The following is a 12739-nucleotide window of genomic DNA, read 5'->3' on the forward strand; positions in this document are numbered from 1 at the left end:
GCGTATTCCGGGTGAGGGGGACTCTCCGCGAATCCAACTCTCACCTCCCCCGCGGGGACTCCCCCTCACCCCACCCTCTCCCCGCAAGCGGGGCGAGGGAGCCAACCGCCAGTGCGAGCGGCCTTCTTTAAATCCCCCACATTCGATCTGATATAGAGGCCAGACACTCCGCCTATATCGAGGATCGATTTGCCCAAATCCGCCAGCACGACCCCGACCGCTCCCGTCGCCCCGCGGCGGCCGCATTCCTTTACCCATCACGGCATCACCGTCGCTGACGATTATGCCTGGCTGAAGGACGCGAAATGGCAGGAGGTGCTGCGCGAGCCCAAAGTGCTCGATCCCGACATCCGCAAATATCTGGATGAAGAAAACGGCTACACCGAGAGCCTGCTCGGCCACACAGCAAGCCTGCAGAAGACGCTGGTGCGCGAGATGCGCTCCCGCATCAAGGAAGACGATTCCAGCGTGCCGTCGCCGGACGGACCGTTCGCCTATTTCCGCAAATTCCGCGAGGGCGGCCAGCATGAGCTGTTCGGCCGCATGCCGCGTGACGGCGGTGAGGGCCATATCGTGCTCGACGGCGACGCGCTCGCAAAAGACCACAAATATTTCAAGTTCGGCGGCAGCCGTCACTCGGACGATCACAAGCTGCAGGCCTGGAGCGCCGACACCAAGGGCTCGGAATATTTCACGATCCGCGTGCGCGACTGGGCTACGGCTCAAGACCTCGACGACGTCGTCGAGGAAACCGACGGCGGCGTGGTCTGGAGCAAGGATGCAAAATCCTTCTTCTATGTGAAGCTCGACGACAATCACCGGCCGATGCAGGTGTGGCGGCACAGGCTTGGTACCAAACAGGCCGACGATACGCTGGTCTACGAAGAACAGGATTCCGGCTGGTTCACCCATCTGCATGAGAGCACCAGCGGCCGCTTCTGCGTGATCGCCGGCGGCGACCACGAGACGAGCGAGCAGCGGTTGATCGATCTCGCCAACCCCGAAGCGCCGCCGCGTCTCGTCGCGGCGCGCGAAGAGGGCGTGCAATATTCGCTCGCCGATCGCGGCGACGAGCTCTTCATCCTCACCAATGCCGACGATGCCATCGACTTCAAGATCGTCACCGCGCCGCTGAGCCAGCCTGAGCGGAAGAACTGGCGCGACCTGATCCCCTATCGTCCCGGCATCTACATCATCGATCTCGACCTCTATGCCGGCCATCTGGTGCGGCTGGAGCGCGCCAACGCGCTGCCGGGGATCGTGATCCGCGACCTCACGACCAGGGAGGAGCACGCGATCGCCTTCGACGAGGCCGCCTATTCGCTCGACACGATGGGCTCCTACGAATTCGACACGACGAATCTGCGCTTTGCCTATTCGTCGATGACGACGCCGTCGGAGGTCTACGACTACGACATGGCCAAGCGGACGCGTACCCTTCGCAAGCGCCAGGAGATTCCGTCCGGGCACGTTGCTGCCGACTACGTCACCACCCGCATCATGGCCAAGGCGCAGGATGGCGCCGAGGTGCCGGTCTCGATCCTCTATCGTCGCGGCTTGAAGCTCGACGGCGCTGCGCCGCTGCTGCTCTATGGCTACGGCTCCTACGGCATGGCGATGCCGGCCTCGTTCAACGCCAACCGTCTGTCGCTGGTCGACCGCGGCTTCGTCTACGCCATCGCCCATATCCGCGGCGGCGCCGACAAGGGCTGGGGCTGGTATCTCGACGGCAAGCGCGAGAAGAAGACCAATTCGTTCGACGATTTTGCCGCCAGCGCCCGCGCGCTGATCGATGCCAAATACACCAGCGCCAAGCGCATCGTCGGCCATGGCGGCTCGGCCGGCGGCATGCTGATGGGTGCCGTCGCGAACCGTGCCGGCCACTTGTTCGCGGGCATTGTCGCCGAAGTGCCGTTCGTCGACGTGCTCAACACCATGCTCGACGACACGCTGCCGCTGACGCCGCCGGAATGGCCGGAATGGGGCAACCCGATCGAGAGCGAAAAGGATTTTCGCACCATTTTGTCCTACTCGCCCTACGACAATGTCGCGGCCAAGGACTATCCGGCGATTTTGGCGATGGGCGGGCTTACTGATCCTCGGGTCACTTACTGGGAGCCCGCCAAATGGATCGCCCGCCTGCGCGCGACCATGACGGGCGGCGGTCCGGTCCTGCTCCGCACCAACATGGGCGCCGGCCACGGCGGCGCGTCGGGACGCTTTGACCGGCTCGACGAAGTCGCGATCGTCTATGCGTTCGCGCTGTGGGCGACGGGGATGGCGGAGGCGTAGGCTTGTAGCCCGGATGGAGCGAAGCGTAATCCGGGATTCGTGCACGCGGCAACACCGTCCCGGATTGCGCTTCGCTCCATCCGGGCTACGAAGCTACCTTCCGTTCTTCTTCCGCCATTCCGCGAAATCGACGAGCGTCTGCGGGTCGGTGGCGGGATAGAGACCGAAAATGCCGCGGCCCTTGCCGACCTCCTCGGTGACGAAGTCTTCGAACGCGGTCATTTCGAACGTCTCGTTGGCGATCTCGTCGGCGAGGTGCGCGGGGATCACGATGACTCCGTCGGCATCACCCAGAATGACGTCGCCTGGAAACACAGGCGCATCGCCGCAGCCGATGGGAACGTTGATCTCGATCGCCTGATGCAGCGTGAGGTTGGTCGGCGCTGAGGGACGATGGTGGTAGGCGGGAATGCCGAGCTTTGCGATCTCCGCGGAATCGCGAAAGCCGCCGTCAGTGACGACGCCGGCGACGCCGCGCTTCATCAACCGCGCCACCAGGATTGCACCGGCCGAGGCCGCGCGCGCGTCCTTGCGGCTGTCCATCACCAGCACCGCACCCGGCGGGCAATCCTCCACCGCCGTGCGCTGCGGATGGGAGCGATCCCTGAAGACGTCGATGGTATTGAGATCCTCGCGCGCCGGCATGTAGCGGAGCGTGAAGGCCTCGCCGACCATGGTCGGCTGGTCGTGCCCTAAGGGGTGCACATCCTGGATCATCTGGATGCGCAGGCCGCGCTTGAACAAAGCGGTGGCGACGGTCGCGGTGGAGACGGATTTGAGCTTGTTGCGGGTGGCTTCGGAAAGTTTGGACATTGGGTGCTCTCTCTTGTCGTCATTCCGGGGCATCGCGAAGCGATGAGCCCGGAATCCATAACCACGATCGGGAGTATGGATTCCGGGCTCGCGCCAAGTGGCGCGCCCCGGAATGACAATTGCGCTAGTAAATCGACGGCTCGCCGATCGGCGCGCCGAAATCGGTCTCGAGAAAATCGAAGTCGCAGCCGTCATTGGCCTGCTTGATGTGCTTGGTGAACATCCAGCCATAACCGCGCTCGAAGCGGCGCTCGGGCTGCTTCCAGGCGGCGCGGCGCTTGTCGAGCTCGGCCTCGGGCACATCGAGATTGATGGTGCGCGCGGCAACGTCGAGCGTGATGCGGTCGCCGTTCTGCACCAGCGCCAGCGGGCCGCCGATGTAGGACTCCGGTGAAACGTGCAGGATGCAGGCGCCGTAGCTGGTGCCGCTCATGCGCGCATCCGAGATGCGCACCATGTCGCGCACGCCCTGCTTCACGAGCTTGGTCGGAATCGGCAGCATGCCCCATTCCGGCATGCCCGGTCCGCCCTGCGGACCCGCATTACGCAGGATGAGAATGTGGTCCTCGGTCACATCCAGATTGGGATCGTCGACCGCCTTCTTCATCGACGGATAGTCGTCGAATACCAGCGCCGGTCCGGTGTGCTTGAGGAAGCGCGGCGCGCAGGCGGACGGCTTGATGACGCAGCCGTCGGGCGCGAGATTGCCCTTGAGCACGGCAAGCGCGCCCTCCTTGTAGATGGGATTGTCCACGCCGCGGATGACATCGGCATTGTGAACCTCGGCGCCGTCAATGTTCTCGCCAAGGGTCTTGCCGCTCACCGTGATGCAGTCGAGATGCAGATGCGGCTTGATCTGGCCCATCAGCGCCGGCAGGCCGCCGGCGTAGAAAAAGTCCTCCATCAGATAGGCATCGCCGCTCGGACGGACATTCGCGATCACGGGCACCTTGCGGCTCGCGATCTCGAAATCGTCGAGCCCGATGTCCTGGCCGGCGCGGCGCGCCTGCGCGATCAGATGGATGATCGCGTTGGTCGAGCAGCCCATCGCCATCGCGACCGCAATCGCGTTCTCGAACGCCTTGCGGGTCTGGATCGTCTTCGGCGTCAGATCTTCCCACACCATCTCGACGATGCGGCGGCCGCATTCAGAGGCCATGCGGATGTGGTTGGCATCCGCGGCCGGAATCGAGGAGGCGCCGGGCAGCGTCATGCCGATCGCCTCTGCGATAGCCGTCATGGTCGAGGCCGTGCCCATGGTCATGCAGGTGCCATAGCTGCGGGCGATGCCGGCTTCGATGTCGAGCCAGTCCTTGTCGGAGATTTTTCCGGCGCGCCGCTCGTCCCAATATTTCCAGCCGTCCGAGCCGGAGCCGAGCGTCTTGCCCTTCCAGTTGCCGCGCAGCATCGGGCCTGCCGGCAGATAGATCGCCGGAATGTTCATCGAGGTCGCACCCAGGAGCAGCGCCGGCGTGGTCTTGTCGCAGCCGCCCATCAGCACCACGCCATCAACGGGATGGCTGCGCAGCAGCTCCTCGGCTTCCATCGCAAGCAGATTGCGATAAAGCATGGTGGTCGGCTTCAGCAGCGACTCCGACAGCGACAGCGCCGGCAATTCCACCGGCAGGCCGCCGGCCATCAGGATGCCGCGCTTGACGTCGTCGACACGCGACTTGAAGTGCATGTGGCAGGGCTGCGCTTCCGACCAGGTGTTGATGATCGCGATGCACGGCCGGTCCTTCCACTCTTCCGGGGCGTAGCCCATCTGCATGGCGCGGGAGCGGTGGCCGAACGAGCGGAGATCGTCGGGTGCGAACCAGCGCGCGCTGCGGAGCTGGTCCGGTGTCTTTTTGTTCTTGGTCATTGTCCTAGTCCGTCAGGGATCTGTTCTGCTCTTCCCACAGGCCGTCCACCCCCCGCAAGGCGCCGGACGGTGGGCGACATGCGCCTCTGGTATGCACGAAAACGTGCATAGTATGAGGTACAGCGCAATTCCCGGCACAGCGTTCTCAAGAGGGACCCGAAGTGCTTGCAGGCCTGGCACGATCCGCGCAACAATTTCGCATTTGATGCTTTGATTTGGGTCGCACGGAACTTCCTTGCCCGACCCGGAGGTTTTTGACGTGGCCAACATCCTGATCGTGGATGACGACCCGGCCGTCCAGTTGACGATCCGGCTGCTCCTGGAGCGGGCCGGTCATCACGTGACGGTCGCCGGCGACGGCCGCAAGGGGCTCGCCTTGTTCGAGGGCAGCCAGTTCGATCTGCTGTTCCTCGACATCTTCATGCCGGGCATGGACGGGCTGGAAACGATGCGCCACGTCCGGGCGCTGCAGCCGAATCTCCCGATCATCGTCATTTCCGGCCGTTCGGCCACGCCGGACGCCTATGCCGAGCCGGACTTCCTGAAGATGGCGACCAAGCTCGGCGCGGTCGCCAGCCTGCACAAGCCGTTCCGGGCCGACGCGCTGCTCGCCGCGGCCGACCGCTGCCTGACATCGGCGGCATTATCATCCCCGCCGCAACTCGACGCCAGCGCCGGCAGCCGATGACGGGGCCATCGATGTCGCATAGAACATTCGGGTCCATTCTTGACGCGGCGCGACGACCAACATGACGCTCGCAACCCGGCTGGCCATCGCGATGATTCTCCTGGTCGCGGTTGCGGTCTCCGCGGTCGGGTGGCTGAGCCATTACAGCCTGGAACGGGCGTTCCTGCCGCGCATGATCGATCGCATCGAAACCCAGTCGGGGCTGCTCGCCTCCCAGCTCGAGGCCCAGACCAGCGGCGCGCGTGCCGACATCGTGACGTTCCGCGCCAACGCGGCCGTGCGCGGCGTGATCGACGCCCATTTCAACAACGGCATCGATCCGGTCGATCATCTGGCCGAGAAGACCTGGCGCGAGCGGCTGCTGACGCGCCTCGTCGCCGATGTCGACGCCAACCCCAATTACGCGAAATTTCGCGTCATCAGCGCCGACGGCACCGAATATCTGCGCGTCGACCGCTCCGGGGCGGACGGATCGATCCGCATCGTTCCCGACGAAGCCCTGCAAACCAAGGACGACCGCTTCTTCTTCCAGGACGCCGTCAAGCTCGCCGAAGGCCAGGTCTATGTTTCCCCGGTCGACCTGAACGTCGACAACGGGACGATTCAGCTGCCTTACGTCCCGACACTGCGCGTCGCAGCACCGCTGTACGGATCCGGTCACCGGCTGTTCGGCATCGTCGTCATCAATGTCGACATGCGCCAGGTGCTCGACCGTATCAGGATCACGACCCGACGGGGCGAACAGGTCTACGTCGTCGGCCGCAACGGCGATTACATCGTGCACCCGGACCGGACCCGCGAGTTCGGCTCGCAACTGGGCACACCGACGCGCTGGCAGGACGATTTCCCCTATTTCGCCGACGTCACCGGATCGACGCAAGGGGTAACCCATGTCGTGCCTGGCAGCGACGGCAAGCCGAGCGGCACCGCGATTGCGCCGGCGATCCTGGCCGAAGGCCAATGGGTCGGCATCATCCGCGTCGTCCCCTATGCCGTCTTCATGGCGCCCGCCATTATCATCGAGCAGACGAGCCTGACGATCGGCATCATCGCGGTGCTGGTCGCAGCCGCGCTCGCTCTGCTGCTGGCGCGATCGTTGACCCGGCCGATCGGGCGGCTCACCAAGGCAGTCGAGGCGATCGGGCGCGGCAAGCCGGCCACGATTCCGACCGACGCCGGAGGCGAGACCGGCATGCTGGCGCGGGCCTTTGCCCACATGGTCGAGGAGACCAAGGCCAAGACGTCAGCGCTTGAGCACGAAATCGAGGAACGGCGGCGCACTGAAGCGGCCCGCGACCAGCTCGCCGTGCGCGAGCGCCTGTTTAGCGCCGCGGTCGAGTCCTCCGACGATTCGATCGTGATGCAGACACTCGACGGCGTCATCATCGGCTGGAACACGGCGGCCGAACGCCTCTACGGCTATTCGGCCGAGGAAGCCGTCGGGCAATCGACCTCGATCATCCTTCCATCCGATCGTAACGACGAGCGCAGCGATTATCTCGCGCGGATTGCACGGGGCGAACGGATCGACCATTTCGAAACCGTCCGTATCCGCAGGGACGGCACTCCGGTCGAGATTTCGGTGAGCCTGTCGCCGATCCGGGGTCCCACAGGCGAGATCATCGGCGCGTCCGGCGCGGCACGCCTCCTGACCGATGCACGGCGGACCGAGCGCGCACTAAAGCAGCAGATCGAGGAGCGGCGGCAACTGTTCGACGCCTCCGAAGATCTGATCATGATCATGAACTCGCGGGGCCATATCGTGCAGGTCAGCCCGAGCTGCGAGACCGTGCTCGGCTACAAGCCCGACGAAATGATCGGCCGCAGCGGCGTCGATTTCATTCACCCCGCCCATCTCGAGCAGTCCCGCGAGGAGATGCGCGCGCTCCGGCGCGGCGATCACCCGAAACTCGCCGACACCCGATGCTTCCACAAGAACGGCGGCGAGGTCTGGCTGTCGTGGCTCGGCAACTGGTCCGACCGGGCCAAGCGCTTCTTCTTCGTCGGGCGCGATATGACCGAGGCGAGGCACGCCGCCGAATCCTTGCGCGACAGCGAGCAGCTCGCGCGCAACATCGTCGAGACCGCGCTCGACGCCTTCGTCCAGACCGACGATCGCAGCATTATCCTGAACTGGAGCTCGCGGGCCGAGGAGCTGTTCGGCTGGCCGCGCGACGAGGCGCTGGGCAAGAACGCGGTCGATCTGATCGTCGCCGAGAGCGAGCGCGACAGGGTCAAGGCCGGCCTCGCCCGCTTCCTCGAGCCAGCAGAGGGCCGGACGCTCAACCGCCGCCGCGAGCTCATGGTCCGCCGTCGCGACGGCAAGGAGTTCAAGGCCGAGCTGAGCGTCACGGCGCTGCGCCGCCGCGAGGGCGTTCTGTTCAACGTGTTCTACCGCGACCTCACCGACAAGATCGCCTCCGAGGAGCGTATCCGACAGGCCGAGAAGATGGAGGCGGTCGGCCAGCTCACCGGCGGCGTGGCGCACGATTTCAACAACATCCTTACCGTCATCACCGGGACGATCGAGATCCTCGCCGAGGCCGTGGCCAAGGATCCGGGGCTTGTCGCGATCACGAAGATGATCGACGAGGCCGCCGGCCGCGGCGCCGAGCTGACCCAGCACCTGCTCGCCTTCGCACGCAAGCAGCCGCTGCAGCCGCGCGAGATCGACATCAACTCGCTGATCATCGACACCGCAAAGCTGTTGCGGCCGACATTGGGCGAGCAGATCCAGATCGAATCCGTGTTCGAGGACGAGAGCTGCGTCGCCGTGGTCGACCCGAACCAGCTCACCACGGCGATCCTCAACCTCGCGCTCAACGCGCGCGACGCGATGCCCGGTGGCGGCAAGCTGATCGTGGAGACGGGCGCCGCCTATCTCGACGAGGTCTATGCCAGCGTCAACGACGTCCGGCCCGGGCATTACGTGCTGATCGCCGTGAGCGACACCGGCACCGGCATTCCGGCCAACATGCTGGCGCGCGTGTTCGATCCCTTCTTCACCTCGAAGGGCCCGGGCAAGGGCACCGGGCTCGGGCTCTCCATGGTCTACGGCTTCATCAAGCAGTCCGCAGGCCACATCAAGATCTACAGCGAGGAAGGCCACGGCACCACGATCAAGATGTATCTGCCGCCGGGCAAGACGCCGACGGCCGTCGCCGATGGCGTGATGCCGGCCTCGATCGAAGGCGGACACGAGACCATCCTCGTGGTCGAGGACGACCGGCTGGTGCGCGACTACGTGCTGGCCCAGCTGCATTCGCTCGGCTACGTCACCCTGCAGGCCGCCAATGCCGCGGAGGCACTCACCATCGTCGCGAGCGGCAAGCCGTTCGACCTGCTGTTCACCGACGTGATCATGCCCGGCAAGATGAATGGACGGCAGCTCGCCGACGAGGTGTTGAAGTCGCGCCCCGACCTCAGGGTGGTCTACACGTCAGGCTATACCGAGAACGCGATCATCCACCACGGCCGGCTGGATTCAGGCGTGCTGCTGCTGGCGAAGCCCTATCGCAAGTCAGACCTGGCGCGGATCATCCGCAAGGCGCTGAGCGGCTGAGGAACCTTGTCCCGGCTCGGCGGCGCATCATTTCATGATGCACCGCTTTCGGGGCACGAGACCATTTTACGACGCGCGCTGGGCCGCGGTCATCACGATGCGGATCAGGTCGGCGGCATTGCGGGCGCCGAGCTTCTTCATGATGTTGGCGCGGTGATCCTCGATGGTGCGCGGGCTGATGCCGAGGGTGCGGCCGGCTTCCTTGTTGGAGGCACCGGCAGCGAACTGCTCAAGCACCTCGCGCTCCCGGCGGGTCAGCGGCTCGCGTCCAGGGAAATGCAGCGAGCCGAATTTCGGCGACGCAGTCTCCGACTGCCGGCGTGCGTAAGCGCCGATCGCCTCATCCAGGCGGCCGACGATCTCGCTGCCGCGGAACGGCTTCTCGATGAAGTCGAGCGCGCCGCTCTTGATGGCGCCCACCGCCATCGCAATGTCGCCCTGCCCGGAGATCATGAAGATCGGCGCGGGATAGTCTTCGCCGTGCAACTCCTTGAGAATATCGAGGCCCGACTTTCCGGGAATGTGCACGTCGAGCAGCACGGCCGCCGGCGTGCGGCTTCGCGCGACGGAGAGCAGTGCTGCACCGTCAGCAAAACAGATCACCTCATACCCCGCCGCCTTCAACACCATCGACAGGGTGTCGCGAACAGCCGGCTCGTCATCGACCACGAAGATCTCACCACGGGAGGTTTGTTCGACCATGTGCCATGTCCATTCGCCAAGTCGATTGCCAAGAACGTCCGGCATTCAAGGACTCGCGTCCGCGCCTAACGTGATGGCTTTCGGCGCAGATTCGGCCCACCCCGCATTTGTACGGGACATGAACTTAACGCACAAGTAGCGCTGAGGTGCCTTATTGCGGGGGAGGGAAAATATCCATGCCAAATTACGCCTATACACCCCCGCTCGCCGCGCTGGCTGAAGCCGATAGCCGTCAGCTGATCGCGGCCGAACTTCGCTCCCTGATCGCGCGCATCGAGATCAGCGTGCGTCTGATCGACGCCGCCATGACCTCGGACGATATGGAGCCTGAAGACGATAGCGCTATCTTGGGCGCCAGCTTGGGTTCCACCGAGATTGTCGTGCTCGACGACGTCACGCCCCGCTATGCCACGGCGAGCGCCGCTCTCAACACCTGCCGGGCGGAGCTCGGCCACGCCCTTCAGAAGCTGTCGGAACCTGGCAACGCCGCATAGTCTGCAATCAGCGGGACCGGTTTGCCGCAGCCGATTGCATGGCAGCTCCGCGCCTCAGGCGCGGTGCCGCTCCACGATCGCGTCGGTGGCGACGCCGCCCCAGGTATGGATCGTCGGCAGCCCCATCGCCGTCTTGCCGAGATTGGCGAGGCTGATGCGCAGCGCGGCGAGATCCAGCGGCTTCGGCAGGCTCTGAAGCTCGATCCCGACGGAGCGGGCGAAGCTGCGGGCGGCGCTGCGGCGCTTGCCGTCCATGCCGCTGATGACGATCACGGAGCCCGTGAATTTCGCCGCCGCCATCTCGCGCAGCACGTCGATGCCGTCGCCATCTTCCAGCACGAGATCGAGCGTCACGCAGTCGAAGCGCGCCGCGCGCAGCTTTTCGATGGCTTCCGCAACCGACGGCGCAACGGCGACTTCGTGGCCGGCCTGCTTGGCGGCGACCGTGATCAGGCTGCGCTGCGTGGCGTCGTCATCGACCACCAGGAGCTGAAGCGCGCGCCGTTCGGCGGCGTCGGGCAGGTTTGATGTGACGGAAGAGAGAGAGCTTCTTGGCATGTCCGGACCCTGAAATTGCGACCGGCCATTGATACATGGTACGCGCTTAGACCACGTAAAGCCGCGTCGGCGAATTCGTTCGGATGTTTTCAGAAAATGTGAAGCAACGCTTCAGCAAAGGGCAGTACGTTGCGCGTGGCGATCACGCCACCGCATCATGGCCGCTGGCGGCGCCGCGCTTCTTGCGGTTTTTGCCGCGCAGGAACTGGATGTCCATCTCGGCGCCGTTGACGCGCACCAACTCGCAGCGGCGATAGGCGAGGCCGGTGGACGACAGCAGGAGGAAGAACTCCTTCAGGTTCAACCCCTGGATCGAACCCTCCACCGTGAGGATGGCATCCGTGTCGGAAATCGCATTGAGGGTGCAGTCGCGCCGCCACGTGCCGTCGATGGCCATGATGCAGACATCATAGCCCCGACTGAATGTGACGCGCTCTGCGCCCTTGCCATCCTCGGCCATTCTTATCGTCCTGCCATCGCCGCCATGCGCGGCGCTCCGGCACCGATCGGCGCCGCCGCCGCGCGCGGATCGTTCGGCTTGTAGAGGCCACGACGATCGGCAATCGGCCTGAACGTATCGGTCAGTCCGACCACGGTCTCCGCCGCGCCGAGCACCATGAAGCCGTCGGGCTCGATCTGGCGGGCCAGGCGGTTGAAGATGTTGATCTTGGTTTCCTGATCGAAATAAATCAGCACGTTGCGGCAGAAGATGACGTCGAAACTCCCAAGCTGGGAGAAATCCTGCAGCAGGTTGAGCTGCCGGTGCTGGATCATCGCCCGCAGCTCGGGGTTGATCTGCCAGGTTTCGCCGTTCGGCTTGAAGTACTTCACCAGATGCTGAATCGGCAGGCCGCGCTGCACCTCGAACTGGCTGTAGAGGCCAGCCCTGGCCTTCTCCAGCACTTCCTGCGAGAGATCGGTCGCAATGATCTCGACGCGCCAGCCGGTCAGGGCCGCACCCATCTCCTTCAGGGTCATCGCAAGCGAATAGGGCTCCTGCCCGGTCGAGCCTGCGGCGCACCAGATCCGCACGCTGCGGCGGCTGGCACGGGCCTTGAGGACGTCCGGCATGATGGTGTCGCGGAAGTGGTCGAACGGGACCTTGTCGCGGAAGAAGAAGGTCTCGTTCGTGGTCATGGCCTCGACCACGCTGGTGATCAGCGCGCTCGAGCCACCTTGCAGCTTCTGCACCAGCTCGGAGATACCGGAGAGCCCGGCCTTGCGCGCCAGCGGCAGCAGGCGGCTTTCAATCAGATATTGCTTGTCGGCGGACAGGTCGAGACCAGAACGCTCTTTCAGCACTTTACGCAGATACTCGTAGTCGAGCGAGTTCACAGGATACCTCTTGACGCTACTAGCAGGTGCATTTTCAGGCAGCTGTCTGTTCTTCGCGTTCGACCAGTCCGACTTCCTGGAATTTCGCCATCACGATGTCCTTGTCGAACGGCTTCATGATGTACTCGTTGGCACCGCCGCCCATCGCCTTGGTGATGTGGTCGATGCCGGTCTCGGTGGTGCAGAACACGACCTTGGGCTCTTCGCCGCCGGGCATGCGGCGCAGCGTGCCGAGGAACTGGAAGCCGTCCATGACGGGCATGTTCCAGTCGAGCAGGATGGCTTCCGGCATTGCCTTCTTGCAATGAACCAGCGCCTCGACGCCGTCTTCCGCTTCAATGACTTGAAAGCCCAGCGATTCGACGATGCGACGGGCGACCTTGCGAACGATGCTGGAATCGTCAACCACCAAACAGGTCTTCATCTTGGTT

11 protein-coding genes are annotated in these 12739 nt (G+C 64.4%); 4 read left to right on the top strand and 7 right to left on the bottom strand.

Annotation, left to right across the window (positions count from 1 at the left end; translation table 11 throughout):
* Window positions 1-189: 189 nt before the first annotated feature.
* On the top strand, window positions 190-2292 hold the full coding sequence (locus tag ACLFLU_RS00090) for a S9 family peptidase (protein WP_426410363.1): 2103 nt from the start codon (window positions 190-192) through the stop codon (window positions 2290-2292).
* 93 nt (window positions 2293-2385) lie between these two features.
* On the opposite strand, the gene ACLFLU_RS00095 is transcribed toward ACLFLU_RS00090, so the two are convergent.
* Both ACLFLU_RS00095 and araD read right to left on the bottom strand, forming a co-directional pair.
* The gene (locus tag ACLFLU_RS00095; RefSeq protein WP_426410364.1) at window positions 2386-3105 is read right to left on the bottom strand and encodes a ribonuclease activity regulator RraA; all 720 of its coding nucleotides are present in this window, start codon (window positions 3103-3105) and stop codon (window positions 2386-2388) included.
* A gap of 124 nt (window positions 3106-3229) precedes the next feature.
* Window positions 3230-4969, bottom strand: coding sequence for an L-arabinonate dehydratase (araD, locus tag ACLFLU_RS00100; RefSeq protein WP_426410365.1), 1740 nt, complete (start codon window positions 4967-4969; stop codon window positions 3230-3232).
* A gap of 259 nt (window positions 4970-5228) precedes the next feature.
* Here araD and ACLFLU_RS00105 point away from each other — a divergent pair, with 259 nt between their 5' ends.
* Together ACLFLU_RS00105 and ACLFLU_RS00110 are read left to right on the top strand one after the other, a co-directional pair.
* Window positions 5229-5657 (top strand): response regulator, encoded by a 429-nt coding sequence (locus ACLFLU_RS00105; RefSeq protein ID WP_426410366.1) that lies wholly within the window; start codon window positions 5229-5231, stop codon window positions 5655-5657.
* A 61-nt stretch (window positions 5658-5718) separates the two neighbouring features.
* Complete coding sequence (locus tag ACLFLU_RS00110) at window positions 5719-9219, top strand: PAS domain S-box protein (RefSeq protein WP_426410367.1); 3501 nt, start codon at window positions 5719-5721, stop codon at window positions 9217-9219.
* Between the two features lie 66 nt (window positions 9220-9285).
* Here the strand turns inward: ACLFLU_RS00110 and ACLFLU_RS00115 are convergent, their stop codons facing one another.
* Complete coding sequence (locus ACLFLU_RS00115; RefSeq protein ID WP_426410368.1) at window positions 9286-9921, bottom strand: response regulator transcription factor; 636 nt, start codon at window positions 9919-9921, stop codon at window positions 9286-9288.
* A gap of 176 nt (window positions 9922-10097) precedes the next feature.
* Between ACLFLU_RS00115 and ACLFLU_RS00120 the strand changes: the two genes are divergently transcribed.
* Window positions 10098-10415, top strand: a complete 318-nt coding sequence (locus ACLFLU_RS00120; RefSeq protein ID WP_426410369.1) for a hypothetical protein — start codon at window positions 10098-10100, stop codon at window positions 10413-10415.
* A 54-nt stretch (window positions 10416-10469) separates the two neighbouring features.
* On the opposite strand, the gene ACLFLU_RS00125 is transcribed toward ACLFLU_RS00120, so the two are convergent.
* The 4 genes from ACLFLU_RS00125 to ACLFLU_RS00140 form a co-directional block, all read right to left on the bottom strand.
* Window positions 10470-10973 carry a response regulator gene (locus ACLFLU_RS00125; protein WP_426410370.1) on the bottom strand — a complete coding sequence of 168 codons (504 nt, stop codon included), beginning with the start codon at window positions 10971-10973 and terminating at the stop codon, window positions 10470-10472.
* A gap of 142 nt (window positions 10974-11115) precedes the next feature.
* The gene (locus ACLFLU_RS00130; RefSeq protein WP_128963451.1) at window positions 11116-11433 is read right to left on the bottom strand and encodes a PilZ domain-containing protein; all 318 of its coding nucleotides are present in this window, start codon (window positions 11431-11433) and stop codon (window positions 11116-11118) included.
* Window positions 11434-11435: 2 nt separating this feature from the next.
* Window positions 11436-12308: a CheR family methyltransferase gene (locus ACLFLU_RS00135; protein ID WP_426410371.1), complete on the bottom strand. Its 873-nt coding sequence runs from the start codon at window positions 12306-12308 to the stop codon at window positions 11436-11438.
* 34 nt (window positions 12309-12342) lie between these two features.
* Window positions 12343-12732 (bottom strand): response regulator, encoded by a 390-nt coding sequence (locus ACLFLU_RS00140; RefSeq protein ID WP_426410372.1) that lies wholly within the window; start codon window positions 12730-12732, stop codon window positions 12343-12345.
* Between the last annotated feature and the right edge of the window lie 7 nt (window positions 12733-12739).

This window comes from Bradyrhizobium ganzhouense, from assembly GCF_049949285.1.
Classification (GTDB): Bacteria; Pseudomonadota; Alphaproteobacteria; order Rhizobiales; family Xanthobacteraceae; genus Bradyrhizobium; species Bradyrhizobium ganzhouense.

Excerpts from the sequence above, each read along its gene's own strand:
- ACLFLU_RS00140 (WP_426410372.1), bottom strand. The coding sequence starts at position 12,732 with ATGAAGACCTGTTTGGTGGTTGACGATTCCAGCATCGTTCGCAAGGTC.
- ACLFLU_RS00120 (WP_426410369.1), top strand. The coding sequence starts at position 10,098 with ATGCCAAATTACGCCTATACACCCCCGCTCGCCGCGCTGGCTGAAGCC.
- ACLFLU_RS00110 (WP_426410367.1), top strand. The coding sequence starts at position 5,719 with ATGACGCTCGCAACCCGGCTGGCCATCGCGATGATTCTCCTGGTCGCG.
- ACLFLU_RS00130 (WP_128963451.1), bottom strand. The coding sequence starts at position 11,433 with ATGGCCGAGGATGGCAAGGGCGCAGAGCGCGTCACATTCAGTCGGGGC.
- ACLFLU_RS00115 (WP_426410368.1), bottom strand. The coding sequence starts at position 9,921 with ATGGTCGAACAAACCTCCCGTGGTGAGATCTTCGTGGTCGATGACGAG.
- ACLFLU_RS00095 (WP_426410364.1), bottom strand. The coding sequence starts at position 3,105 with ATGTCCAAACTTTCCGAAGCCACCCGCAACAAGCTCAAATCCGTCTCC.
- ACLFLU_RS00125 (WP_426410370.1), bottom strand. The coding sequence starts at position 10,973 with ATGCCAAGAAGCTCTCTCTCTTCCGTCACATCAAACCTGCCCGACGCC.
- araD (WP_426410365.1), bottom strand. The coding sequence starts at position 4,969 with ATGACCAAGAACAAAAAGACACCGGACCAGCTCCGCAGCGCGCGCTGG.